The sequence below is a fragment of the Bradyrhizobium sp. CB1015 genome (genome assembly GCF_025200925.1).
GTDB lineage: Bacteria > Pseudomonadota > Alphaproteobacteria > Rhizobiales > Xanthobacteraceae > Bradyrhizobium.
The window spans coordinates 1,908,480-1,933,519 of the sequence record NZ_CP104174.1; the positions used below are offsets into that span (position 1 = coordinate 1,908,480).

A 25,040-nucleotide genomic window follows, 5' to 3' on the forward strand; every position below is an offset into this window, starting at 1 on the left:
AATTTGACGAGATGCCATCGCCTGCACCTACGAGGTTCACGCTCCGGAAAGCGCTGCTCCGGTTTCGCGGCAACCGCCGCGGCTCCGCAGCCGTCGAGTTTGCGCTGGTCGCACCGATGTTCTTCGCGCTGCTGTTCGCCATCATCGAGACGGCACTCATGTTCTTCTCGAGCCAGGTGCTCGAGACCATTGCGCAGGACTCCGCGCGCGCGATTCTGACCGGCCAGGCGCAGGCACAAGGCGGCTCGGTAGCGGCCTGTCAGACCGTGCCCAACACGGTCTCTCCATGCAATCAGACGACGTTCAAGGCCTTTGTCTGCACCAAGATCCCGGCGCTGTTCGATTGCAGCAAGCTTTACGTCGACGTTGTCAGCACCAGCTCGTTCGGGACGCTCAGCCTCACCAGCTTTGGCGATTCCTGCAACTTCAATCCCTCCGGCATGCAGTACAATGCCGGGGCCTCCGGCCAGGTCGTCGTGGTGCGGCTGTTCTATCAGTGGCCGCTCATCGTCACCGGCCTCGGCTACAACATAGGCTGCAACAACAAGCGGCTGATGGTGGCGACGGCGGCGTTCAAGAACGAACCCTTCTGAGGCAGATGGATCTGGGCGGACCGATGCGGGCGATTGCGAACATCTGGAGGAATGCACGCTGCTCCGTGCGCGGCTTCGTCGCCGACAAGCGCGCGCTGGCGGCGACCGAATTCGCGATCATCGTACCGCTGATGCTGGTGATGTTCTTCGGCACCGTCGAATTCTCGTCGGCCGTGGCGATCGACCGCAAAGTCACGTTGATCGCGCGGACCCTGTCCGATTTGACGTCGCAGTCGACGAAGCTCGACGATGCCAGCATGAAGGATTCGTTCACGGCAAGCATCTCGGTCGTCATGCCTTACGACGCGACGCTCGTGAAGGGCACGATCTCCCAGATCTACATCGACGCCAACAGCGTCGCCAAGGTCCAGTGGAGCAAGGCCGGCACCATTACGAGCGGCGCGACGCAAGCCACGCTGACGACCTCGACTCGGAACGCCGGCGACACGGTCACCACGATGATTCCCTCGACGCTCCTGATTCCGTCGAGTTATCTCATTCTGAGTGAGGTCAAGTACACTTACACGCCGACCATCGGTTACGTGTTGAAATCGAGCGTGACGCTGAGCGATCTCTCCTACACGCGGCCGCGTCAGGTCACCTGCGTGCCCTACAACAACGTGCCCTCGACCTGTTGAGACTTACCAGCCGCCCGTGAAATAAAAAAGGCCGTGCGTCACGCACAGCCTTTTTGCTTTGGCTCGATTGGGCCACCGGCCCGGCGGGCTCAGCTCGCAGCGCGCAGGTTGTCCGCTGCCGACTTGCCGGAACGGCGGTCGGCCACGATCTCGTAGGAGATCTTCTGGCCCTCGCGCAGCGAGCCGAGGCCGGCGCGCTCCACGGCGCTGATGTGAACGAACACGTCCTGGCCGCCATCGTCGGGCTGAATGAAGCCGTAGCCCTTGGTTGCGTTAAACCACTTCACGGTTCCCATGCTCACGGGGGTAGTCCCTTCTCAGATAACACAATGTCGGAGCCCACTCGCGCGGGCTGGGTTAGATCGAATTTCTGGAAGGGTCGTCAGCGTGTCTGAACCGGCTGTACCGGTGGATGCCAATGTCGTCCGGCCGAAAATCGATTAATTCATTTTATCGGAAACAATGGTCCGAAACAATCCGGACGTGCACGATTTTTTGATCCGCCGTGATGTCAACGGCGGATCAACCTACAGATCGGAATGCGAACCCGCGCCGCAGCCGACTAGCGGCGGCGGAACTGACCGCCGCGCTGTCCGGGACGGGGCGGTCCGCCCGGTGTGCTCGGACGTTCGTCCTTGTGGCGGAAAATCAGCCGGCCCTTCTCGAGGTCATAGGGCGACATCTCCACCGTCACGCGGTCGCCCGCGAGCGTCTTGATGCGGTTCTTCTTCATCTTGCCGGCGGTATAGGCAACGATCTCGTGTCCGGCGTCGAGCTGCACGCGGTAGCGGGCATCGGGGAGGATTTCGGTGACCAGTCCTTCGAACTGGATCAGCTCTTCCTTAGCCATGAATGTCTCCAGGTCGTGGACGGCTAGTGCGAATAGGGTTTGCGGTTCGGTTGGCTGTTTGGCCGACTCTGGCGGCGCAAAAAGGCAACGCCTTGTATCCCATCAGGGGTCCCGGCGCTATGCGCGGAACGCTGTTCCGGTCGGTCGACAGGCGATGAATGCATCTTACCACCGGAGCGGCGGCGGCGAGAACCCTTGGAGGCATTCTGCCCAAAGCCAGGCCGTCCGTCAGCGTGCCTTCCCTCCGCATGCCTTGCCTCGGCGTGCCGTCCCTCACCGTGCCTTCCGTCGCCTTGCTTGCCGGCACCATGGTGGCGCCCGTCGGCATGCCGTTCGTCGGCACGACGCCCGTCACCGTGCCGTGCGCCTTGCGGGCGCTGGCCGGGGCGGCCGCCCGGCCGGCCCTGTCGTTGCTGTGATGGAGCGGGACCGGGATCGCGGCGGCCGGCGTCGGTGCGGTGGTCCTCCCTCTGCAGGGCGACGCGAATCAGCCGCTCGATGTCGCGCAGATAGCCGAGCTCCTCGCCGCCCGCGACCAGCGAGATCGCGGTGCCGTCGGCGCCGGCACGCGCGGTGCGGCCGATGCGATGGACGTAGGTTTCCGGCACGTTCGGCAGGTCGAAATTGATGACGTGACTGATGCCGTCGACATCGATGCCGCGGGCAGCGATGTCGGTGGCAACCAGGGTGCGGATCTCGCCCGAACGGAACTGGGCGAGCGTGCGCTCGCGATGGTTCTGCGACTTGTTGCCGTGGATGGCGTTGGCGGCGATGCCGGCCTTGGCCAGCGTCTTCACCACCTTGTCGGCGCCGTGCTTGGTGCGGGTGAAGACCAGCGCGCGGTTGATGGCCTCGTCCTGCAGCAGCTTGGTCAGAAAGGCGGGCTTGGCCGCGAAATCGACCTGGAGGATGCGCTGGTTGATCCGCTCGGCGGTCGAGGACACCGGGGTCACGGCGACACGGGCGGGGTCGCGCAGCATGGAATCGGCGAGCTCGGCGATATCCTTCGGCATGGTGGCCGAGAAGAACAGCGTCTGCCGCTTGATTGGCAGCTTGGCGACGATTTTGCGAATGTCGTTGATGAAGCCCATGTCGAGCATGCGGTCGGCCTCGTCGAGCACGAGGAACTCGACGCTTGAAAGCCTCAAGCCGTTGCTCTGCACGAGGTCGAGCAGGCGGCCGGGAGTGGCGACCAGCACATCGACGCCCTGCATCAGCGCGCGGACCTGGCGGCCCATCGGCACGCCGCCGATCGCAAGCGTCGAGGACAGGCGGATGTGGCGGCCGTAGGCGTTGAAGCTGTCGAGGATCTGGCCGGACAGCTCGCGGGTCGGCGACAGCACCAGCACGCGGGCGGTCTTGGGCTGCGGCTTGATGCGGTTCTCGATCAGACGATGCAGGATCGGCAGCGCGAAGGACGCGGTCTTGCCGGTGCCGGTCTGGGCGATGCCGACGACGTCGCGGCCGGTCAATGCCAGCGGGATGGTCTGGGCCTGGATCGGGGTGGGGGTGAGGTAATTCTCTTCACGAAGAGCGTGCGCGATGGGTTCGGCGAGGCCGAAGTCCTGAAACGAAGTCAAAAGAGGGGTTCTTTCCATGTCAAAAGCGAACGCCTGGCGCATCAGCGCGGCGCGCGCAAAAGGGTGTCGAGAAGACACCTGCGTGTTTGGGGTGTCGGATGGCTTGGGAGATATGGGGCAAGCCAGAGGCCCATAGAGGCCTTAAGAACACGCGGCTCGCTACGACCCCTTGATTCGCAAGAGGTCTCGGACCCTCATATGGAACATCGAGGGGGCGCTTTCAAGGCAGGTGGGCCCGAAACAGCGGGTGCGGTGCAAAAATACTGCTGCCGGAAATTTAGCCAGAATTGGAGATTTGCTCAGAAAACAGTCCGACTGCCGCTTTCGCATACATTTAGATTGCCTACGATTTGAGCTGTCTGACTGCGGCGAAACTTTGATTTCTGACGATTAAGTAAGTAGACTCAATGAGTTGATGGGTGCCTAGCCCATGGCATGGTTCTTGCGATTCCGTTAATCGCAGGCGGCCGTGGGGCCGTTTCGCAGCGTTTTCACGTCTGCGTCAGGGAGATGAGGCACTCATGTTTAACAAATCCACTCACGATATAGCGGCGTCATTTAGCCGCCGCGGCGTGCTCGCCGCGACCGCCGGACTGATGCTCGGTCTGGCTTCATTGACTGGCGCGAAGGCCGCGGACGGCACCATCAAGGTCGGTGTGCTGCACTCCCTGTCCGGCACCATGGCCATCAGCGAAACCACGCTGAAGGACACCATCCTCTTCCTGATCGACGAGCAGAACAAGAAGGGCGGCGTGCTCGGCAAGAAGCTGGAAGCCGTCGTCGTCGACCCCGCTTCGAACTGGCCGCTGTTCGCCGAAAAGGCGCGCGAGCTGATCACCAAGGACAAGGTCTCGGTCGTGTTCGGCTGCTGGACCTCGGTGTCGCGCAAGTCGGTGCTCCCCGTCTTCAAGGAGCTGAACAGCATCCTGTTCTACCCCGTGCAGTACGAGGGTGAGGAGAGCGAGCGCAACGTCTTCTACACGGGTGCTGCGCCGAACCAGCAGGCGATCCCCGCCGTCGACTATCTGATGAAGGAAGAGAAGGTGAAGCGCTGGGTGCTCGCGGGCACCGACTACGTCTATCCGCGCACCACCAACAAGATCCTGGAAGCCTATCTGAAGTCGAAGGGTGTCGCCCAGGAAGACATCATGATCAACTACACGCCGTTCGGTCACTCCGACTGGCAGACGATCGTGGCCGACATCAAGAAGTTCGGCTCGGCCGGCAAGAAGACCGCGGTGGTCTCGACCATCAACGGCGACGCCAACGTTCCCTTCTACAAGGAGCTCGGCAACCAGGGCATCAAGGCCAAGGACATCCCGGTGGTGGCGTTCTCGGTGGGTGAGGAAGAGCTCGCCGGCATCGACACCAAGCCGCTGGTCGGCCATCTCGCCGCCTGGAACTACTTCCAGTCGATCAAGTCGCCGGAGAACGAGAAGTTCATCAAGGCGTGGCAGGCCTACACCAAGAATCCGAAGCGCGTGACCAACGATCCGATGGAAGCCCACGTGATCGGCTTCGATATGTGGGTCAAGGCGGTCGAGAAGGTGAAGTCGACCGATCCGGACAAGGTGATCGACGCTCTCCCGGGCATCGAAGCCAAGAACCTGACCGGCGGCACCTCCAAGATGCTCCCGAACCACCATATCACCAAGCCGGTGTTCATCGGCGAGATCAAGGGCAACGGCCAGTTCGACGTGGTCTGGAAGACCCCGAGCCTCGTCCCCGGCGATGCCTGGTCGAAGGAGCTCGACGGCTCCAAGGACCTGATCGGCGACTGGGTCGGCAAGAAGTGCGGCAACTTCAACACCAAGACCAACAAGTGCCTCGGCTCGGGCTCCTGATCCCGATCTGATGCGTCATTGCAAGACCGGAGAGGGCGGCGATCCCGCCGCCTTCTCCACTCATTTCTGCCGGGGTCATTCACAGTGCCAGCCCATTTGTCCGCCCGTCTCTGTTCGCTTGCACTCTCGTTGTTCCTGATCGCGTTCGCGCTGCCGGCCTTCGCCGGTCCGTTCGAGGATGCGGTCGCCAAATTCGCCAACGATGATTTTTCCGACACGGAAGAGGCGATCGGTGTGATCGCGGGCAGCGGCAGCAAGCTGGCTTTTCCGATCATCAATGCGCTCCAGGACGGCCGTCTCATGGCCGACCCTGATACCAAGAAGGTCTACGTCACCGGTGCCGACGGCAAGTCGATCGACGCTGCGACCGGCGAGGCCGTCGCCAGCGTTCCCGACAGTGCGAGCGCGGTTCGCCTCAACAACCGCCTGCGCCGCAGCGTCGATGCCGCGCTCGGCAGCCTGACGCTGCAGTCGCCGGATCTGGGAACGCGCTTGCAAGCCGCGCAGTCCGTCTTCAAGTCGCACGAGGAGACCGCGCTCGAGGCGGTCGATGCCGCGCTTGCCAAGGAAGCCAACAAATCCGTCAAGGCTGCGCTCGGCGAAGCCCGCGCCGCGATCCTGCTGTTCAAGTCCGACGCCACCGAGGTCGAGAAGCTCGAGGCGGTCGCAACCATCAAGGCGCGGGGCGACCAGGATGCGCTGGCGCTGCTCACCGGCATGGGCGAGCAGCCCGCCTCGGTGACCAAGGCCGCCGCGAGCGCGATCGGCTCGATCCAGAATTCGCTCGCGGTCTGGTCGATGGTGCAGAACGCCTGGTACGGCCTCTCGCTCGGCTCGGTGTTGCTGCTCGCCGCGATCGGGCTCGCCATCACCTTCGGCGTGATGGGCGTCATCAACATGGCCCATGGCGAGATGGTGATGATCGGGGCCTACACCACCTTCGTGGTGCAGGAGGTGATCCGCACCCGCTATCCCGGCCTGTTCGACTATTCGCTCTTGATTGCCGTGCCGCTCGCCTTCCTCGTCGCCGGCGCGATCGGCGTGCTGATCGAGCGCAGCATCATCCGCTTTCTCTACGGCCGCCCGCTCGAGACGCTGCTCGCGACCTGGGGCCTGTCGCTGGTGCTGCAGCAGGCGGTGCGCACCATGTTCGGCCCGACCAACCGCGAGGTCGGCAACCCCTCCTGGATGAGCGGCGCGTTCGAGCTCGGCCAGATCACCATCACCTACAACCGGCTCTGGATCCTTCTCTTCACGCTCGCCGTGTTCGCGATTCTGCTGGCGATGCTGCGCTACACCGCGCTCGGCCTCGAAATGCGTGCGGTGACGCAGAACCGTCGCATGGCGGCCTCGATGGGCATCGCCACCTCGCGCGTCGACGCGCTGACCTTCGGCCTCGGCTCGGGTATTGCCGGCATCGCCGGCGTGGCGCTGTCGCAGATCGACAATGTCAGCCCCAATCTCGGCCAGAGCTACATCATCGACAGTTTCATGGTCGTGGTGTTCGGCGGCGTGGGCAACCTCTGGGGCACGCTGGTCGGCGCCTTCACGCTCGGCATCGCCAACAAGTTCCTGGAGCCGGTCGCCGGCGCCGTGCTCGGCAAGATCGCCATCCTGGTTCTCATCATCCTGTTCATTCAAAAGCGGCCGCGCGGCCTGTTCGCGCTCAAGGGCCGTGCGGTGGAAGCATGACCCCTCACATGCTGACGCGATCGCTGGACCGCGGCGCGACGATCTTTCTCGCAATCGTCGCCGCCTGCGGCATCCTCATCCCGCTCTCCAACCTGTTGCTGCCTGCCGGCTCGTTCCTGCAGGTGCCGACCTATCTCGTCGCGCTCTGGGGCAAGTATGTCTGCTACGCCATCCTGGCGCTCGCGATCGACCTGATCTGGGGCTATTGCGGCATCCTCTCGCTCGGCCACGGCGCCTTCTTCGCGCTCGGCGGCTACGCCATGGGCATGTACCTGATGCGGCAGATCGGCACCCGCGGCGTCTACGGCAACCCGATCCTGCCCGACTTCATGGTGTTCCTGAATTGGCAGAAGCTGCCCTGGTACTGGTACGGCTTCGACATGTTCTGGTTCGCCGCGCTGATGGTGCTGGTCGTGCCCGGCCTGCTCGCCTTCTGCTTCGGCTGGCTCGCCTTCCGCTCCCGCGTCACCGGCGTCTATCTGTCGATCATCACGCAGGCGATGACCTACGCGCTGCTGCTCGCCTTCTTCCGCAACGATTTCGGCTTCGGCGGCAACAACGGCCTGACCGACTTCAAGGACATCCTCGGCTTCAACGTGCAGGCCGAAGGCACCCGTGCGGCGCTGTTCGCGCTGAGCTGCCTGGCGCTGATCATCGGTTTCCTGATCTGCCGCGCCATCGTCTCCTCCAAGCTCGGCAAGGTCTTGATCGCGGTGCGTGACGCGGAATCGCGCACGCGCTTCCTCGGCTACCGCGTCGAATCCTACAAGCTGTTCGTGTTCACGGTGTCGGCCTGCATGGCCGGCGTCGCCGGCGCGCTCTATGTGCCGCAGGTCGGCATCATCAACCCAAGCGAATTCGCGCCGGGCAATTCGATCGAGGCGGTGATCTGGGTCGCGGTCGGCGGCCGCGGCACGCTGGTCGGCGCCGCGCTCGGCGCGGTCGTCGTCAACTACGCCAAGACGTTCTTCACCTCGGGCGTGCTGGCGCCGTACTGGCTCTTCATGCTGGGCGCCCTGTTCATCCTGGTGACGCTGCTGCTGCCCAAGGGCATCGTCGGCACCTTCAATGCCTGGTGGGATCAGTCGAAGGAAAAACGCACCCCCGCGACCTCCAGGAGCGCCGCGGCCGAAGATGGCGTCACCGAACCCAAGATGGCGGAGTAAGCGGTCATGAACGTCATGGACACCCGCGCGACCTCCGCAATGCTCTATCTGGACGGCGTGCACGTCTCGTTCGACGGCTTCCACGCCATCAACAATCTGGCGCTGACGCTCGAGCCCGGCGAGATGCGCGCCATCATCGGCCCGAACGGCGCCGGCAAGACCACGATGATGGACATCATCACCGGCAAGACCAAGCCGGATGAAGGCACCGTGCTGTTCGACGGTGTCACCGATCTGACGCGCCTCGACGAGACCCGCATCGCCGAGCTCGGCATCGGCCGCAAATTCCAGAAGCCGACGGTGTTCGAGAGCCAGACCGTGCAGGACAACCTCCTGCTCGCGCTCAATGTCGACCATTCGGTCCGCGGCACGCTGTTCTGGCGCGGCAGCAAGGCCGAGTCCGAGCGCATCGACAAGGTGCTGGAGACGATCCGCCTCACCGAGGCGCGCAATCGTCTTGCCGGCAGCCTCAGCCACGGCCAGAAGCAGTGGCTGGAGATCGGCATGCTGCTGGCGCAGGATCCGAAACTGCTGCTGGTCGACGAGCCCGTCGCGGGGATGACCGACGTCGAGACGCACCTCACCGCCGAGCTGCTGAAGGAAATCAACAAGACCCACACCGTCATGGTGGTCGAGCACGATATGACCTTCGTGCGCGAGCTCGGCGTCAAGGTCACCTGCCTGCACGAGGGTACGGTGCTCGCGGAAGGGACCATCGACCAGGTCTCGTCCAACGAGCGGGTGATTGAAGTGTATCTGGGTAGATAGCTGGGAAGCGCGAATGGCGAATAGGGAGTAGCGAATAAGGAAAGGTGACTCTGTCGTCTCCACTCGCTACTCGCCACTCGCCATTCGCCAAGAGGCACCGAAGATGCTGGAAGTGAAAGATATCAATCTCTACTATGGTGCTGCACAGGCGCTGCGCGGCGTCTCGATCTCGGCCGAGCCCGGCAAGGTCACGTGCGTGCTCGGGCGCAACGGCGTCGGCAAGACCTCGCTCCTGCGCGCGATGGTCGGGCAATATCCGATCTCCTCGGGCGCAATCGTGTTCGACGGCAGCGATATCACCGGCCTCAAGCCGTATGAGCGGGCGCGCAAGGGTATTGGTTTCGTGCCGCAGGGCCGCGAGATCTTTCCGCTGCTGACGGTCGAGGAGAACCTCAAGACCGGCTTCGGTCCGCTCAAGCGCGAGGACAAGCACATTCCGGACGACGTGTTCTCGCTGTTTCCGGTGCTGCAATCCATGCTCGGCCGGCGCGGCGGCGACCTCTCCGGCGGCCAGCAGCAGCAGCTCGCGATCGGCCGCGCGCTGGTGATGCGGCCAAAACTGCTTTTGCTCGACGAGCCCACCGAAGGCATCCAGCCCTCGATCATCAAGGACATCGGCCGCGCCATCTCGTATCTGCGCAATCTCGGCAACATCGCCATCGTGCTGGTGGAACAATATCTCGACTTTGCCTGCGAACTCGGCGACAGTTTCGCGGTGATGGATCGCGGCGCGGTGAAGTTCACCTGCGTCCGCTCCAATCTCGATCCGGGCGAGATCAGCCGCCAGATGGCGCTGTAGGCCGGAAAAGACCTGCCGCGACCGGCTGGGGGAGACGGATGCGCAGCGAATTATCGGCCACGTCCACGCTGTTCGAGGCCAACCGTGCCCGTGGCGCGGTGCGCTTCGACGTGCATGCGCGCGACGGCGTGACGCGTCGCGGCGCCTTGCATGAATCTGGCTCGCTCCGCGTCCGCTTTCCCTCGCCGGAAGATCAGGGTCTGTCCGGCGTGTTCGTGAACACGGCCGGCGGAGTTGCCGGGGGCGATCGCTTTGATATCGAGATAGCGGCGGCGGATGGAGCGCGGCTGACGCTGACCACAGCGGCCGCCGAAAAGGTCTATCGCACGCCCGGAGCTGCAGCGCAGCTCAACATCGCCCTGAAGGTCGGGGCGGGCGCGCATCTTGCCTGGCTGCCCCAGGAGACGATTCTGTTCGACCGCGCCCGCGTGCAGCGCCGCTTCGACATCGATCTCGACGAGGCAGCTTCGCTCCTGCTCTGCGAAATCGTGGTGTTCGGCCGCACCGCCATGGGCGAGCGCATGGAGCAGGGCGAGTTCATCGACCGCTGGCGGCTGCGCCGTGGCGGCCGGCTGGTGTTCGCAGAGACGGTCCGGCTCGACGGCGATATCGGTGCCAAGCTTGCGCGGCCCGCGGTCGCCAAAGGTGGCGCCGCGATCGGCACGGCCCTGATCGTGCCCGGTGACGAGGCCCTGCTCGAGCGCATCCGGGAGGCGTCGGAATCGTTTTCCGGCGAGGTCGGAATCTCGGCCTGGAATGGCTTTGCAATGGCGCGGTTCTGTGCCCAAGATGCGGCGCGCTTGCGCGCCGATATGATGACGGTGCTGGCGCGCACCGGTGCGGCCCTGCCGCGGCTTTGGCTGAACTAGACTGGTTGAATTGACGTGTTGAACGGAAGAGATGTCGCATGAACCTGTCTCCCCGCGAAAAGGACAAGCTTTTGATCTCGATGGCCGCGATCGTGGCCCGCCGCCGGCTGGACCGCGGCGTCAAGCTCAATCATCCCGAGGCGGTCGCGATCATCTCTGACTTCATCCTGGAAGGCGCGCGCGACGGCCGCACCGTCGCCGATCTGATGCAGTCGGGCGCGCAAGTGCTGACCCGCGACCAGGTGATGCCGGGCATCCCCGAGATGATCCACGACATCCAGGTCGAGGCGACTTTTCCTGATGGCACGAAGCTCGTCACTGTCCATGAGCCGATCAGGTAATATTGAATTCGTCATTCCGGAGCGCCCGCAGGGCGAACCCGGAATCCAGAGGTTTTGTTTTCGAGATTCCGGGTTCTCGCTTCGCGAGTCCCGGAATGACGAGGAGGATAGAATGATCCCCGGCGAACTCTTCATCCAGGACGGCGAGATCGAGCTCAATGCCGGCCGCAAGACCGTGACGTTGACCGTGGCCAATACCGGCGACCGCCCGATCCAGGTCGGCTCGCACTACCACTTCTTCGAGACCAACCCGGCGCTGAAGTTCGATCGCAGGAAAGCCCGCGGCATGCGCCTCGACATCGCCGCCGGCACCGCCGTCCGCTTCGAGCCCGGCCAGACCCGCGACGTGCAACTCGTCGCCCTGGCGGGCAAGAAGACCATCTACGGTTTCCGCGGCGACGTCATGGGGAAACTGTGATCGCCACAGGAACGAGCACGGCGCGGCACGGTTGAGGCGGAAACGGAGGTATTTCCCATGCTCCCGCCAATCCGCCTCGTCTCCGAAGCTGCCGAGCTCGCCGCGCATCGCCACAACGGCATGGCGCGCAAGGGCCGCGGCAACGAGCCCTATATCAATCATCTCGCCGAGGTCGCAAACCTGCTCGCGACCGCGACCGACGGCGCCGATGCCGAGCTGGTCGCGGCCGGCTGGCTGCACGACACGATCGAGGACACCGACACCACACGCGGGGAGCTCGCGCAGAAATTTTCCGAGCGCATCGCCTCGCTCGTTGCCGAGTGCACCGACGACATGAGCTTGCCGAAGGCAGAGCGACGGCAGAAGCAGATCGAGGACGCGCCCCACAAATCGCCGGGCGCCAAGCTGATCAAGATCGCCGACAAGATCAGCAATACGGGCGCGCGCATTCAAACCGATCCGAGTGCTGGGGAGCGCGAGGATCTCGCCGACTATATCGCCTGGGCCACGCAGGTCGTGGCGGGGTGCCGCGGCGGCAATGCGTGGCTCGACGAAAAATTCGATGATGCCGTGAAAGCAGCAAAGGCCTTGCTGTGACCAACCAGACATTCAATCGCAAACGGGGCTTGTGATGTCCGTCAAGATGAAGCGTTCCGTCTATGCCGACATGTTCGGCCCGACCACCGGCGACAAGGTGCGGCTGGCCGACACCGACCTCATCATCGAGGTCGAGAAGGATTTCACCACCTATGGCGAGGAGGTGAAGTTCGGCGGCGGCAAGGTGATTCGCGACGGCATGGGTCAGTCGCAGGTCACCAACAAGCAGGGCGCGGCCGACACGGTCATCACCAATGCGCTGATTGTCGATCACTGGGGCATCGTGAAGGCCGACGTCGCCATCAAGGACGGCATGATCTCCGCGATCGGCAAGGCCGGCAATCCCGACATCCAGCCGGGTGTCACCATCATCATCGGCCCCGGCACCGACGTGATCGCGGGTGAGGGCAAGATCCTCACCGCCGGCGGCTTCGACAGCCACATCCATTTCATCTGTCCGCAGCAGATCGAGCACGCGCTGATGTCTGGCGTCACCTCGATGCTGGGCGGCGGCACCGGCCCGTCGCACGGCACCTTCGCCACCACCTGCACGCCGGGGCCCTGGCACATCGCGCGGATGATCCAGTCGTTCGACGCCTTCCCGGTCAATCTCGGCATTTCCGGCAAGGGCAACGCCTCGCGGCCCGCCGCGCTGGTCGAGATGATCAAGGCCGGCGCCTGCGCGCTCAAGCTGCACGAGGATTGGGGCACGACGCCGGCTGCGATCGACAATTGCCTGTCGGTGGCCGACGATCACGATATCCAGGTGATGATCCACACCGACACGCTGAACGAATCCGGCTTCGTCGAGGACACGATCAAGGCGTTCAAGGGCCGCACCATCCACGCCTTCCACACCGAAGGCGCCGGCGGCGGCCACGCCCCTGACATCATCAAGGTCGCCGGCCTGAAGAACGTGCTGCCGTCGTCGACCAATCCGACGCGGCCGTTCACCCGCAACACCATCGACGAGCATCTGGACATGCTGATGGTGTGCCACCATCTCGATCCCTCCATCGCCGAAGATCTGGCATTCGCCGAAAGCCGGATCCGCAAGGAGACCATCGCGGCCGAGGACATTCTGCACGACCTCGGCGCGCTTTCGATGATGTCCTCGGACTCGCAGGCCATGGGCCGGCTCGGCGAGGTTATCATCCGGACCTGGCAGACCGCCGACAAGATGAAGAAGCAGCGCGGAGCGTTGCCGCAGGACAAGGGCAAGGACAACGACAATTTCCGCGTCAAGCGCTACATCGCCAAGTACACCATCAATCCTGCGATCGCGCATGGCGTGTCGAAGCTGATCGGCTCGGTGGAGAAGGGCAAGCTCGCCGATCTTGTGCTGTGGTCGCCGGCCTTCTTCGGCGTCAAGCCGGACTGCATCGTCAAGGGCGGCACCATCGTCGCAGCGCCTATGGGCGATCCCAACGCCTCGATCCCGACGCCGCAGCCGGTGCACTACCAGCCGATGTTCGGCGCGTTCGGCAAGGCGCGTACGGCATCGTCCGTGGTGTTCACTTCGAAGGCCGCGGTCACCGGTGGCCTTTCGCGAAAGCTCGGCATCGAGAAGAAGCTCTATGCCGTCCAGAATACCCGCGGCAAGATCTCCAAGAAGAGCATGATCCACAACGACGCGACGCCCAAGATCGAGGTCGATCCGGAGACCTATGAAGTGCGCGCCGACGGCGAATTGCTGACCTGCGCCCCGGCGGAGGTGCTGCCGATGGCACAGCGATATTTCATGTACTGAAATAGCGCCTCAACGCATGTCCCCGGCGGTGTCCTGGGACGTCTTTTTTGCGGTGTTGCGTTCGGTCGCGCCTGGTCTAATGTCCCGCCCGGTATCGTAACCCTCAAAAGAAAAGCCGGGAGGATTTCTCGTGATCTACGTCGTTGCCACACTGACCATCAAGCCCGAAACGCGCGCCGAATTCATCGCGGCCGCCACCGCCTGCATCAAGGAGACGCGGAAGGAGCCCGGCAATATCGCCTATGATTTGCACGAGAGCGTCACCGACCCTGCCAAGATGGTGTTCGTCGAGCAGTGGGAGAACATGGAGGCGCTGGGCCCGCATCGCGCTGCCGAGCACATGAAGACGTTCGGCCGCGTTGCGGTGAAATGCTTCACGGCGCCGCCGAAGATCGAGTACATCACGCCCGAGAAGGTCGAGACACGGTAGAGAGGTAGGACGCATGATCCGGGCGACGCAGGTCAGGGGACAGCACCGCTTTACGGAAGCGCCGGCGGACACGGTCGTGCTCGATTTCGAGGACCGGCATCGTCGTCGCATGGCGATGACGGGCACGCGGGGCCTCGAGTTCCTGCTCGACCTGGAGCATGCCGTCGCGCTGCGCGGCGGCGATGCGCTGGTGCTGGAGGACGGTAGGCTGATTGAGGTGGTCGCGGCGCCCGAGCCGCTGCTCGAAATCCGCGGCCGCGATCCGCACCACCTCGTCCGCGTCGGCTGGCATCTCGGCAACCGTCATCTGCCGACGCAGATCTTGGCCAAGGCCCTGCGCATCCGCCGCGATCACGTCATCGAAGCCATGGTGAAGGGCCTCGGCGCGCGTGTGATCGAGATCGAGGCGCCGTTCGATCCCGAAGGCGGCGCCTACGCCGATGCCGGCCACGCGCATGGACACGACCATGCGCATCACGATCACGGCCATCATCACCATGACCATGGCCACCACCATGATCATGCCTCGCACGACCATGGCCACGAGCACCATCATCACCACGACGAGCATTGCGATCATCCCGATCATCACCACGGCCACAAGCATGCTCATGACCACAAATGAGCCGGTCGGCGCCGGTGATCTTGCCGAGGGCGAGGCGGCGGCGCTGTACCGGCTGATGACCTGGCTCTCGCCGGCGTTCCCGGTCGGCGGCTTCTCCTATTCCAGCGGCATCGAATGGGCGGTCGAGGCGGGCGACATCACCGACACGACGACGCTGGCGGATTGGCTCGATGCGATGCTCGGCGACGGTTCCGGCTCTTGTGACGCGACGTTTCTGGTCCACGCCTATCGCGCCACGGAATCGGGCGAGACGGCCGCTTTGAACGAGATCGCCGAGCTCGCGAGCGCCTTCGTGCCGTCGCGCGAGCGGCAGCTGGAGACGACCTCGCAGGGCCGCGCCTTCATCGATATTGCCCGCGCCGCGTGGGCTGCCGACGGACTGGATGCCACGGTCGCGGCATGCAGCGCGCCACTGGTCTATCCGGTCGCGGTCGGTGTGGTCGCAGCTAAGCACGCCGTGCCGTTGGCGCCGACGCTGCACGCCTTCCTGCATGCGCTGGTCTCGAACTGGATCTCTGCGGCCAGCCGGCTCATTCCGCTCGGCCAGACCGATAGCCAGCGTGTGCTGGTGAGGCTGGAGGCAGCCGTCGCCGCCACCGCCTATCGCGCGCTGAATGCGACCTTGGACGATCTCGGCAGCGCGACGTTCCGCGCCGACCTCGCCAGCTTGCGGCACGAGACGCAATATACCCGGTTGTTTCGATCGTGAGCGGTGCGGCCTTCAACTCATCAGGAGAGAGCAAGTCACATGGCGAAATCTCACGGCCCCTTGCGTGTCGGCGTCGGCGGCCCGGTCGGATCGGGCAAGACCGCGCTGATGGACCTGCTCTGCAAGACCATGCGCGAGCGCTATGACATTGCGGCGATCACCAACGACATCTACACCAAATGGGATGCGGAGTTCCTGGTGCGTTCGGGATCGTTGACGCCGGATCGCATCGCCGGCGTCGAGACCGGCGGCTGCCCGCACACGGCGATCCGCGAAGATGCGTCGATGAATCTCGCTGCGGTCGCGGACATGCGCGCCAAGTTTCCCGGACTTGACCTCGTGCTGATCGAATCCGGCGGCGACAATCTTGCTGCCACTTTTTCCCCGGAGCTGGCCGACCTCACCATCTACGTCATCGACGTCGCCGCCGGCGACAAGATCCCGTCCAAGGGCGGCCCCGGCATCACCCGGTCCGACCTCCTGGTCATCAACAAGACCGACCTAGCGCCCCATGTCGGCGCCTCCCTGGAGAAGATGGAGACGGACGCCAGGCGCATGCGCGGCGAGCGGCCCTTCGTCATGACCAACCTCAAGAAAAGCGAGGGGCTCGACCGAATCGTCGGCTTCATCGAGGCCAAAGGCGGCCTGAAACGGGCGGGCTGACCGGACGCGACCAGTTGGCGCAGGCGTTTTTCGCCGTTAACGAGCTGGGCCGCGCCGCAACCCGCGGAACAAATTTCGGACACGGCGATTAACTACCTCCGGCGCCCGGGGCGAATCATCCCGGCCAGACCATCGGCCGGGCGGATTAAGCTTTTCAGGCGACCCAAGTTGCGTACCGATGCCTCCTCCTTCATTATCTCCGCCACTGGGGTTCACCCTGCTTCGGCCTATGGCCGTTCGAGCGGCGTTCATGTGCTCCGTGTTTATTGCCGACCTCCTGCTTTCGCCTGAGTAATCGCGTGGTCAGGCTGGGTTTCATCATCGGCTTCATCGCTCTGCTCGGGGCCTTGCTCTCCGGGCTTGCGGCTTATCGCGTCCACGACCAGGAGCTGGCGCTGGACCGGATCGCGCTGGCGCGTGCGATCGACGTGCATGCGAGCCTGGTTCAGGACCGCCTGACCGAGCGTGAGCTGCTCGCGCGTGTCGCCTCAGGCCTGTTCCGCGCGCCGTCGGTGATCAAGCCGAACATGCTGGAGCCGCTGCGCTCGGCGATCTACGCCTTCAAGACCGACTTCGTGGTGGCCGGCTGGGTCGCCCGGCTGAAGCCGAACGAGCTTGCGGCGGCGCAGGCCGCCATCGCCGGCGCCGGCTTCCCTAATCCGCAGATCCGCTCGTATGACGACAAGCCGGTCAATCCTGCCGATGTCACCCAGCCAATCGACGTGCTGTTGGATCTCGAGCCGCGCAGCAACGAGACCAAGACGTTGCCCGGCCGCAGCTACGATCAGGATCCGGTTCGCAGCGCAATGTTGACGCGGGCGCGCGCCGAAAAGAGGTCGGTTGCCTCGGATCCGGTGCCGTTGATCCGCGGAAACGGCCCGATCGGCATCATCGTGGCTGCGCCCGTCATTCCCGAAGGCGCGACGGAGCCGGCCGGGTTCGTCACATTCTCCTACGAGCTGGCCTCGCTGATGCTGGCCAATGACGACATGTCGCTGTTCGCGGTGGCGCTCAGGGATCCGCGCAAGGACGGTGGCGAGCTGATCGCCAACGATCAGGGCGTGGTCTCGACGCGGATTGCGGCGGCGGACGGGCCCGCCCCGTCGGCGACGCGCACGGTGAGCTTCGGCGGCCGCGATTGGCAGCTCGGCTATTACGCGAAGACCAATTCGGTGCGCCGTGCCGAGCAGACCGCCATCATCGTGGCGGCGATCGGCTTTGCCATCACCGCAATGGTGTGTGGCCTGTTCGGTTATGTCGCCTACAACAATCTGCGGCTCAGCCGGGAGATCCAGGTCAGGATCGGCTTCGAGCGCCGGCTGACCGCGGTCATCGACGAGCTCAACCACCGCGTCAAGAACATCCTGGCGGTGATCCAGTCGATCGTGACGCGCACCTTGCGCCACGGCTCGGACATCGACATCGCGCGCGAGCTCCTGATCGGGCGCATTCACGCCATGTCCAACGTGGTCTCACTGCTCAGCGAGAGCCAGTGGCAGGGTGTCAAGTTGAAGGGTCTGTTCGAGGCGCGCGCGATTCCGCATGCCGATCGCATCGCTGTCACCGGCCCCGACATCGCGGTCAGCGCGCGTGCGGCGCAGAGCCTGTCGCTGCTGTTCTTCGAGCTCGCCTCGCATTCCGACGAGGGCCTGTCGCTGGTCGGCAAGCACCCGCACATCACCGCCAATTGGACGGTGACCGGCGAAGATGGCCACGAGGTCTTCCATTTTCGCTGGGAGGAGTTCAACACCAGCGAGGCGACGCGCCGGCCCGATTCCGATTTCGGCCTGATCCTGCTCGACCGCGTCGCGCCCGAGGCGCTGGGGGGCACCGCCAAGCGCTTCTTCACCGACGTCTCGTATGTCTATGAACTGACCGCGCCGATGGAGACGGTGGTCGACATGACCGAGCGCGACCGCACGGACAAGATCTCGGCGCCGGTCAGGCCGGTGCGAAGTTAGAGCATGATCCGGAAACGTGTGCAGCGGTTTTCCGAAAAGATCATGCTCAAACGATAGCCTAAAGCGCGATGATGATCATCCCAATCGCATCGCGCTTCAGCCCTTCGGCCGCAACACCAGATCGACGAGGCTGCGCGCGTAGCGAGGTGTGATCGGCGCGATGCCGAAGATGTAGCGGTAGAACAGGCTGCCATAGATCGCGTCGTAGAGATTCTCAGGGGGACCCTCGGCCTGAATGCTGCCGTCCTTCTGGCCCGCCGCGATCATGTCCACCAGCGCGTCGCGGCGGAACTGTAAGTAGCGGGCGTAGAACAGCTCGGCCGAGCCGGTCTTGGAAATGCATTCGGAGATGACGGCGAGCTGCACCTTGCCGAACTCGCCCTGGAGCGCCTCGGCATAGGCGGTGGCGTGGCGCCGCGCGCGCGCCGCGGGCGTGCCGCCGCTCGCGGGCGGCAGCGGCAGCATCTGCGCGGCATGGTGGAGGAAGGCGTCGATCAATAGCGCTTCCCGCGACGGCCACCATTTGTAGATCGTCATCTTGGACACGCTGGAGTGGCGTGCGATCGCATCGATGGTGGTGGCGGCAAGGCCGGTGGTCGCCATCAGCGCATAGGCGCTTTCGAGGATGGCGTTGGTGGTCTCGATCGACCTTGGCCGGCCGCGCCGGAGCGCGCTCTCCGCCTCTTCACGCCCGTCTTTCGCCATCGCCACGCCCGGTCTCCTCACGCAGAGTCCCGGCATAGCGCAGGGGCGGCTTTCGACCTAGCAGAATCGCACGCTTTTGGGCCCGAGCGATGAGCTCTAGGACTGCTGCCGCAGGGCTGCCGGCAGATCCTGGCGTTTCGACCAGGCGATGTAGTAGGCGAGCCCGGTCATCGCGGCGAAGCCGGTGATGCTCACCGCCACCTGCATCACCACCAGGTTCGGCCCGGTGATCAGGATGAGGTGGCCGGCGAAGGACAGGAACACGGCGACACAGAATACCGCGAGCCATTCCTCACCGCATGCGATCACCGCTTGCAGCGGTCTCCATCTCAGGCCGGGGTGATCGGCCGGAATGAGATGGGTCGCAATGAACGCGAGGGCCAGTAAGTGGACCACGCGATAGGGCGCGAGGTTTTCCTTGTCGGTTGGCGCGATGCTGTTGAGGAGCAGATCGGGCAGGTAAGCGGACAGCGTCGGCGAATGGCGCATCAAGGTGACCGCCATCGCGAAGATCAAATAGGCGCCTGCGAGGATCCGCAGCCAGGACATGCCGCGCAGCGCACGTCCCGGCGCGCCCGTCACGGCGAACCAGCCGCCCAGCACCATCAGCAACTGCCAGCACAGCGGATTGAAGGTCCATTCCCCGTCCGGATAGATCCGAAAATTCCAGCCGAACCAGCGCGCGGCAAGATACAACGCGACCGATGCCGCCAGCGTCAGGTTCGGCCCCCGCAACAGGCCCCACAGCGCGAGCGGAAAGAATGCCATCAGCGGTATCATCAGCTGCAGCAGGTCGAGGTTCAGCGGCTCCTCCTGGAGCACGAGACCGCGGACCAGGATGCGCAGCGGGTGCTCGAGAATTCCGGAGATGTTGTATTCGTGGATGATCTCCGGCGCCATCGATTGCGAGGCGACATAGGCGATGGCGTCGATATAGATCACGAACAGCACGACATAGGCGGCATAGAGCCGCCAGACCCGGCGAAAGATGCGCGTCGCTGCGACCACGTAGCCGCGCTCCAGCGCCATCCTGCCGTGGATGATGGCAACGCCGTAGCCCACCACGAACACGAACAGGTCCGCCGCGCCGCTGAAGCCGAAATTGCGCAGCGTCAGCAGGTTGACGACGTTGTTTGGAATATGGTCGACGAACACGGACCAATTGGCGATGCCGAGCGTCAGATAGAGCCTGGCGTCGTGCTGGAATGCGGCGAGGTTCGCCTTGACGGACGGTTTCATTGAGTAAAATAGCTTTGGGAATCAGGATGATGCTTTTAGCGGCAACCGCCTGCCCATCCGAGTAGCGTTTGCGTGAGCGGCAAGGCAATCGCGCCGAACGGCGCAGAAATGCGGCCCTCGCTCTCTATCGAATTAGGATAGATGCGCCGAAAGGACTTACGACGAAATTTTCTAACCTGCTCCGATCCCTACTCGGCAGGCTCGGCCGACACCTCGTCGGCCACGCCGGCGCGGCTCGCCAGGATGCCGAGGGCCACGCCCCCGATGGCCAGGATCGGCAACAGCCGCTTGACGCCGATGGCGCGAACGATCTGAAGCCCCGTGGCGAGCAGCATCGGATCTGCAAGCATGCTCTGCGCGGCCGATTTCGCGGCGCGCTCGGCCGCGATCTTGGCGCGCTTCTGCACCTCGCGCTTATAGCTCCAATAGGAGCCTGCCGCAGCGAGGGTCAGCAGGAAGAAGATACCGGCGCCGGCAAGACAAGCCTGCACCGGGCCATATTTCTGCAGCACCCAGATGAAGACGGCGGCACAGAGGAAGCCTGTGGTCACGAGCAGCGCGAAGGCAGCGCCCGCGGCCAGGGAGGTCAGCCGAACAGTCGTGCCGGTGGAGGCACTGATGCTGTCGATGATGCGCTGAAACATAGCCTTGCTCCTCAATCCCCACCCGCCGAATCGTCACGGGCCGACAGCGGCGGCGTGCCGCCGCGGTATCCAAGAGGTGTTGGTATCCTTACCGACGCCAGGCGGCGCCGATCAGGAAGCCGATGCCGAGCGCCAGCCCGACGGTCGCGAGCGGCCGCTGCGTGATCGCATCTTCCAGCGTCTCTTCGATTGAGCCGTAGGCGTCTTGTGCAGCTTCCATCATCGCGCTGCCGCGCTCGGACATATCGTCCATCGCGGAATCCATGTTCTCGCGCGCCTGGCGATAGCCGCGGCGAGCCTGCTTGCTGGTGGAGTTGGCGAAAGTATTGAGTGCGTCGGTGATCTGCTCAGTGAGGGCGGCGATATCGCTTTTCACGGCTGCTACATCCTTTTCCAGGCGGTCACGGGTGGCTTTGTCGGTCCAGTCTCTCATCCCGGTTTCGGCATTGGGCGTGGACATCGGAAGCTCCGAACTGTTGACGGCTGAGATGGGCGGAGAACGTTTCGTCGCCGGGTAAGTTCCGTTCGCTGAAACCGGTCAGGCTTGCGGAAGCTGCGGCGAATTCTCCGGCAGCAGGTGGTCCTTCAGGATCAGCGCGACGATCAGGAGCGGCGACGACAGGAACGCGCCCATCGGCCCCCACAGCCAGGTCCAGAACGCGAGCGCGAGCAGCACGGCGAGCGCGTTCAGGGCGAGCCGCCGGCCAATGATCATCGGTGTGATGAAGTGCCCCTCCAGAAAGGTGAGGCCGCCGAAGGCGAGCGCGGCCATCAGGCCGCCGCCGAGGGTCGGGAAGGCGATCAGCCCGACCACGACCAGCACAGCGAACATCGCCACGGGGCCGATGATCGGGATGAAGTTGAGCGTGGCCGCCAGCGCACCGAGCCCGGCCGGATTGGGCATTCCGGTGAGCGCACAGATCAGGCCGGTGGCGACGCCGACGCCGACATTGATGAGGCTAACGGTCAGCAGATAATTGCCGAGATGGACCTCGATCTCGTTGAGGATCCGGAGCGTGCGCAGCCGCGCGTCATGATCGCTGAAGGTCATGATCATGGCCCGCCGCAGGTCGCGCCAGCTTGCGATGAACAGGATCAGGGTGACGAAGAACAGCAGGAATTCGGTAAAGGTCGGTGACAGGAATTCCAGCGTCGGCTGCACCCACTCGACCTTGGGCATCTGGAAGCTCGGCAATCCCTCCGAGCCGCCGAGCATGGCTTGCATCTCCCGCCAGAGCGCAAGCGGCCGATCGAACACGTGCAGCTTGTCCCTCAGTTGCGCGCCGAGCTCCGGCAGGCGCGTGCTCCACGCCATGACCGGCGAAGCGATCAGCGCCACCATGAAGGCGACCACCGCGGTCACCGCAACCACGATCAGCACGGCGCCGAGGCTGCGTGGGACCTTGCTTCGCTCCAGGAAGGTGGCCGCCGGAGACAACATGGTCCCGGTGACGAACGCCATCACGACCGGCAGGAAGAACGCCTTGCCGACATAAAGCACGGCGACGATGGCAATCAGCAACAGGCCGGCCAGCGCGAACGCGACGAATTCAGTGCGGCGGATCACCGGCGGCAGCTCGACATGGCTCTCGGGGAGCGGCTCGCCTTCGCTGTTGCCGGATATCAGACGTTCACTGGGTAGGACGCGCACAATATCTCTCCCGCACGGAATCCGCGATCCGCGCGCCCATTGATGACCTCACAACGCGTCGGCGGCATGCCGGTTCCATCGCGGCTTCGTGAACAGCTGCTCGCTTGACTGTGACGTCGCCGCCGCGCGCCGCGCCGGAACTTCGATCCAGCCAGCGGAGTTTGTTGGGCAGCGCATCACCTGATGCACATCCAACGGGGCAGCTCATGACAAAGTTGTTTGCAGTCCGTCGCAGCTTCTCGCCGCGCGCCGTCAGCGCATTCGCTTTCGCAACCGCTCTGCTCATGGTACCCGTGGGCACCGCGAGCGCGCAAAGCTTCGGCTATGCGCCGATGCAGCGGGTGTACCCGCAGGACCTGTACTCGCAGGGCCAAGGCTATTGGCAGCAAGGCTATTCGCAGGATGACCTCAACGAGGCGCCGCAGGTCGCCGACGAGGGTGCTCAGTTGCCCGACCGGTTGCGCAGGCAGATCGTAAGCTTCGACAGGAGCGAGCCGGCCGGTACCATCGTCATCGATACCAACAGCACCTATCTCTATTACGTGCTCGGAGGCGGCCGCGCGATCCGCTACGGCGTCGGCGTCGGTCGCGAGGGCTTTACTTGGTCGGGCGTGCAGAGCGTCAGCCGCAAGGCCGAGTGGCCGGACTGGCATCCGCCGGCCGAGATGATCGCGCGCCAGCCCTATCTGCCGCGCTTCGTCGCCGGCGGCCCCGGCAACCCGCTCGGTGCGCGTGCGATGTATCTCGGCTCGAGCCAATACCGCATCCACGGCACCAATGATCCCTCCACCATCGGCAAGTTCGTCTCGTCCGGCTGCATCCGCATGACCAACGAGGACGTCATCGACCTGTTCAACCGCGTCAATATCGGCGCCAAGGTCGTGGTGCTGCCGAAGAACGCGCCCTTGATGGCCAGAGGAGGCGACAAGGCCGGCGAGCCCGTACGCAAGCGTCCGGCCGTGACGACGCTGCCCTCGGGCCGGCAGGCGTTGAACATCACGTCGTCGGCCGTGAACTGAGCGTGAGCGAGGTCATATGAGCAGACGCCTGATTGGCAAATGGACTGGCGGAACGGCGATCCTGATCGCGATCTCCGGTCTCGCATCGGCGCCGTCGGCGCATGCGGAGGATTTCCTTTCGGCATTGTTCGGCGGCTTCCGGATGCGGCCACCGCCGGAGATCCGCATGCCGTTCCCGAATGACGACCTGCCGCGCTATGACGTGCCGCGCCAGCGCGCCTCCTATGGCGGCGGCACGGCTTATTGCGTTCGCGGCTGTGACGGCCGCTATTTCCCGGCGCAGGGCAGCGACGCCGAGAGCAAGGTGCAATCCTGCAAGAGCTTCTGCCCGGCTTCCGAAACCTCGCTGGTCTACGGCAGCAATATCGACGAAGCCACGACGGAGAACGGAAAGTCCTATTCCGACCTGCCGAACGCGTTCCGTTATCGCAAAGAGATCGTCCCAGGCTGCACCTGCAACGGCAAGGACCCGGTCGGTCTCGCCCAGGTCAAGGTCGAGGACGACCCCACCCTGCGCAAGGGCGACATCGTCGCCGGCACCGGAGGTCTCGTGGTCGCCAGCCGCAACGCCAACGATCGCCGCGGCGTGGTGATGAATTTCTCGCCGTTGCCGGAGTCGGTGCGCGCCAAATTCCGCCAGGTCCCGGTGGTGGCGAAGGAATAGGGGGGCGGGCGTTGGCTGATGGCCGCGCTGGCAGCCCCACAAAACCGTCGCCCCCTAAAGTCCGCGTAGAATTACGAGAAATTACAATCGGTTGCAGATGTGGAACCGGCGCGCCTTGCAAGCGTTAGGACCACGTCAATAATCTTGCCTGAAGGGGGGTCCCTGCAATGCTGGTGGGCGTTCTCGTCACCTTTCTCGTCGTTATCCTCGTGCTCTATCTCATCAACATGCTGCCGATGGACGGCCGCGCCAAGCAGATCGCGCGCGTCATCGTCATCATCATCGGCATCGTGTCGCTGCTGAAATATCTCGCGGTGTTCTAGCGAAGGTAAGCCCATATGAGCGAAGCGAAATCCGGCGGTGCCGCAACAAAGGTCCGGAAGTCGCTGCGCATCCGGGCTACTGCTCCCAAACAAATAGCCCCGGCGTCAGCCGGGGCTTCGTTCATGCCGCTTCAATGCAGCGACTTCAGCCAGTCGTCGATGTCCCGACGAACCTGGTCCTTGGCTCCTTGGCCGATCCCTTGAACTGCTTCCAGTTTCCTTCGATCCGATTCCAATCCATGACCATCTCCCATGGGTTGATGGCCGGACAACGCGAGGCGCGCGCAGCCGTTCCGCAGCGTGTCGCGACGTTTCGTCCGCGATGTGCGATGCCCTCGTAGCCCGGATGGAGCCAACGGGTCGGCGCGAAGCGCCGCCCGATGACAGGCTCCGCGCAATCCGGGGACCTGCCTCGAGCGACACTGGTCCCGGATTACACCCATGCCCCAACAAAAAAGCCCCGGCTCGCGCCGGGGCTTTTGACGTTGCGTGACGCAAGCTC

Annotated in this window: 28 protein-coding genes; 20 read left to right on the top strand and 8 right to left on the bottom strand. The window is 64.1% G+C overall.

Features of this window, described 5'->3' with window-relative positions; genetic code table 11:
* Positions 1–11 precede the first annotated feature (11 nt).
* Positions 12–593 (top strand): TadE/TadG family type IV pilus assembly protein, encoded by a 582-nt coding sequence (locus tag N2604_RS08525; RefSeq protein WP_260374310.1) that lies wholly within the window; start codon positions 12–14, stop codon positions 591–593.
* Positions 594–616: 23 nt separating this feature from the next.
* Complete coding sequence (locus tag N2604_RS08530) at positions 617–1,231, top strand: TadE/TadG family type IV pilus assembly protein (protein WP_260374311.1); 615 nt, start codon at positions 617–619, stop codon at positions 1,229–1,231.
* 89 nt (positions 1,232–1,320) lie between these two features.
* Here the strand turns inward: N2604_RS08530 and N2604_RS08535 are convergent, their stop codons facing one another.
* The 3 genes from N2604_RS08535 to N2604_RS08545 form a co-directional block, all read right to left on the bottom strand.
* The gene (locus N2604_RS08535; RefSeq protein ID WP_027573722.1) at positions 1,321–1,533 is read right to left on the bottom strand and encodes a cold-shock protein; all 213 of its coding nucleotides are present in this window, start codon (positions 1,531–1,533) and stop codon (positions 1,321–1,323) included.
* Between the two features lie 260 nt (positions 1,534–1,793).
* Complete coding sequence (gene infA / locus N2604_RS08540; RefSeq protein WP_035998101.1) at positions 1,794–2,081, bottom strand: translation initiation factor IF-1; 288 nt, start codon at positions 2,079–2,081, stop codon at positions 1,794–1,796.
* Positions 2,082–2,104: 23 nt separating this feature from the next.
* Positions 2,105–3,703 carry a DEAD/DEAH box helicase gene (locus N2604_RS08545; RefSeq protein ID WP_260374312.1) on the bottom strand — a complete coding sequence of 533 codons (1,599 nt, stop codon included), beginning with the start codon at positions 3,701–3,703 and terminating at the stop codon, positions 2,105–2,107.
* A 479-nt stretch (positions 3,704–4,182) separates the two neighbouring features.
* Between N2604_RS08545 and urtA the strand changes: the two genes are divergently transcribed.
* The 15 genes from urtA to N2604_RS08620 all read left to right on the top strand — a co-directional run bounded on the left by urtA (position 4,183) and on the right by N2604_RS08620 (position 18,293).
* Positions 4,183–5,505 (top strand): urea ABC transporter substrate-binding protein, encoded by a 1,323-nt coding sequence (urtA, locus tag N2604_RS08550; RefSeq protein WP_260374313.1) that lies wholly within the window; start codon positions 4,183–4,185, stop codon positions 5,503–5,505.
* 84 nt (positions 5,506–5,589) lie between these two features.
* Positions 5,590–7,197 carry an urea ABC transporter permease subunit UrtB gene (gene urtB / locus N2604_RS08555; protein WP_260374314.1) on the top strand — a complete coding sequence of 536 codons (1,608 nt, stop codon included), beginning with the start codon at positions 5,590–5,592 and terminating at the stop codon, positions 7,195–7,197.
* Positions 7,194–8,363: an urea ABC transporter permease subunit UrtC gene (gene urtC, locus N2604_RS08560; protein ID WP_260374315.1), complete on the top strand. Its 1,170-nt coding sequence runs from the start codon at positions 7,194–7,196 to the stop codon at positions 8,361–8,363. The genes urtB and urtC overlap by 4 nt, the downstream gene beginning before the upstream one ends.
* Before the next feature lie 6 nt (positions 8,364–8,369).
* The gene (urtD, locus tag N2604_RS08565; protein ID WP_260374316.1) at positions 8,370–9,131 is read left to right on the top strand and encodes an urea ABC transporter ATP-binding protein UrtD; all 762 of its coding nucleotides are present in this window, start codon (positions 8,370–8,372) and stop codon (positions 9,129–9,131) included.
* 103 nt (positions 9,132–9,234) lie between these two features.
* A complete protein-coding gene (urtE, locus tag N2604_RS08570; RefSeq protein ID WP_260374317.1) occupies positions 9,235–9,930 on the top strand; it encodes an urea ABC transporter ATP-binding subunit UrtE in 696 nt (231 codons plus the stop codon).
* Positions 9,931–9,968: 38 nt separating this feature from the next.
* A complete protein-coding gene (locus N2604_RS08575; protein WP_260374318.1) occupies positions 9,969–10,799 on the top strand; it encodes an urease accessory protein UreD in 831 nt (276 codons plus the stop codon).
* Between the two features lie 38 nt (positions 10,800–10,837).
* On the top strand, positions 10,838–11,140 hold the full coding sequence (locus tag N2604_RS08580) for an urease subunit gamma (protein ID WP_260374319.1): 303 nt from the start codon (positions 10,838–10,840) through the stop codon (positions 11,138–11,140).
* Between the two features lie 112 nt (positions 11,141–11,252).
* Complete coding sequence (locus N2604_RS08585) at positions 11,253–11,558, top strand: urease subunit beta (RefSeq protein WP_260374320.1); 306 nt, start codon at positions 11,253–11,255, stop codon at positions 11,556–11,558.
* Positions 11,559–11,615: 57 nt separating this feature from the next.
* Positions 11,616–12,155, top strand: coding sequence for an HD domain-containing protein (locus N2604_RS08590; RefSeq protein WP_260374321.1), 540 nt, complete (start codon positions 11,616–11,618; stop codon positions 12,153–12,155).
* Between the two features lie 34 nt (positions 12,156–12,189).
* Positions 12,190–13,905, top strand: a complete 1,716-nt coding sequence (gene ureC, locus N2604_RS08595; protein ID WP_260374322.1) for an urease subunit alpha — start codon at positions 12,190–12,192, stop codon at positions 13,903–13,905.
* Between the two features lie 130 nt (positions 13,906–14,035).
* Positions 14,036–14,335 carry a putative quinol monooxygenase gene (locus N2604_RS08600; protein ID WP_035998129.1) on the top strand — a complete coding sequence of 100 codons (300 nt, stop codon included), beginning with the start codon at positions 14,036–14,038 and terminating at the stop codon, positions 14,333–14,335.
* Positions 14,336–14,348: 13 nt separating this feature from the next.
* On the top strand, positions 14,349–14,960 hold the full coding sequence (locus N2604_RS08605; RefSeq protein ID WP_260374323.1) for an urease accessory protein UreE: 612 nt from the start codon (positions 14,349–14,351) through the stop codon (positions 14,958–14,960).
* Positions 14,941–15,669 carry an urease accessory protein UreF gene (locus tag N2604_RS08610; RefSeq protein ID WP_260376183.1) on the top strand — a complete coding sequence of 243 codons (729 nt, stop codon included), beginning with the start codon at positions 14,941–14,943 and terminating at the stop codon, positions 15,667–15,669. Before N2604_RS08605 ends, N2604_RS08610 begins: the two co-directional genes overlap by 20 nt.
* Positions 15,670–15,708: 39 nt before the next feature.
* Positions 15,709–16,332, top strand: coding sequence for an urease accessory protein UreG (gene ureG / locus N2604_RS08615; protein ID WP_025033975.1), 624 nt, complete (start codon positions 15,709–15,711; stop codon positions 16,330–16,332).
* A gap of 299 nt (positions 16,333–16,631) precedes the next feature.
* The gene (locus tag N2604_RS08620) at positions 16,632–18,293 is read left to right on the top strand and encodes an HWE histidine kinase domain-containing protein (RefSeq protein WP_260374324.1); all 1,662 of its coding nucleotides are present in this window, start codon (positions 16,632–16,634) and stop codon (positions 18,291–18,293) included.
* A 96-nt stretch (positions 18,294–18,389) separates the two neighbouring features.
* Here N2604_RS08620 and N2604_RS08625 read toward each other — a convergent pair whose 3' ends face one another.
* The 5 genes from N2604_RS08625 to N2604_RS08645 form a co-directional block, all read right to left on the bottom strand.
* Complete coding sequence (locus N2604_RS08625) at positions 18,390–18,998, bottom strand: TetR/AcrR family transcriptional regulator (protein WP_260376184.1); 609 nt, start codon at positions 18,996–18,998, stop codon at positions 18,390–18,392.
* A 96-nt stretch (positions 18,999–19,094) separates the two neighbouring features.
* On the bottom strand, positions 19,095–20,237 hold the full coding sequence (locus N2604_RS08630; RefSeq protein ID WP_260374325.1) for an OpgC domain-containing protein: 1,143 nt from the start codon (positions 20,235–20,237) through the stop codon (positions 19,095–19,097).
* 188 nt (positions 20,238–20,425) lie between these two features.
* Entirely contained in the window at positions 20,426–20,881 is a 456-nt protein-coding gene (locus N2604_RS08635; RefSeq protein ID WP_260374326.1) for a hypothetical protein, read from the bottom strand.
* A gap of 88 nt (positions 20,882–20,969) precedes the next feature.
* Positions 20,970–21,341: a YqjD family protein gene (locus tag N2604_RS08640; RefSeq protein ID WP_260374327.1), complete on the bottom strand. Its 372-nt coding sequence runs from the start codon at positions 21,339–21,341 to the stop codon at positions 20,970–20,972.
* A 78-nt stretch (positions 21,342–21,419) separates the two neighbouring features.
* Positions 21,420–22,532 (bottom strand): AI-2E family transporter, encoded by a 1,113-nt coding sequence (locus tag N2604_RS08645; RefSeq protein WP_260374328.1) that lies wholly within the window; start codon positions 22,530–22,532, stop codon positions 21,420–21,422.
* Between the two features lie 206 nt (positions 22,533–22,738).
* On the opposite strand from N2604_RS08645, the gene N2604_RS08650 reads away from it, so the two are divergent.
* The 3 genes from N2604_RS08650 (at position 22,739) to N2604_RS08660 (ending at position 24,538) form a co-directional block, all read left to right on the top strand.
* Entirely contained in the window at positions 22,739–23,551 is an 813-nt protein-coding gene (locus tag N2604_RS08650; RefSeq protein WP_260374329.1) for a L,D-transpeptidase, read from the top strand.
* A 16-nt stretch (positions 23,552–23,567) separates the two neighbouring features.
* Complete coding sequence (locus tag N2604_RS08655; RefSeq protein ID WP_260374330.1) at positions 23,568–24,215, top strand: DUF2865 domain-containing protein; 648 nt, start codon at positions 23,568–23,570, stop codon at positions 24,213–24,215.
* Positions 24,216–24,382: 167 nt separating this feature from the next.
* Positions 24,383–24,538, top strand: coding sequence for a Thivi_2564 family membrane protein (locus tag N2604_RS08660; protein ID WP_008546817.1), 156 nt, complete (start codon positions 24,383–24,385; stop codon positions 24,536–24,538).
* The last annotated feature ends 502 nt before the right edge of the window (positions 24,539–25,040 follow it).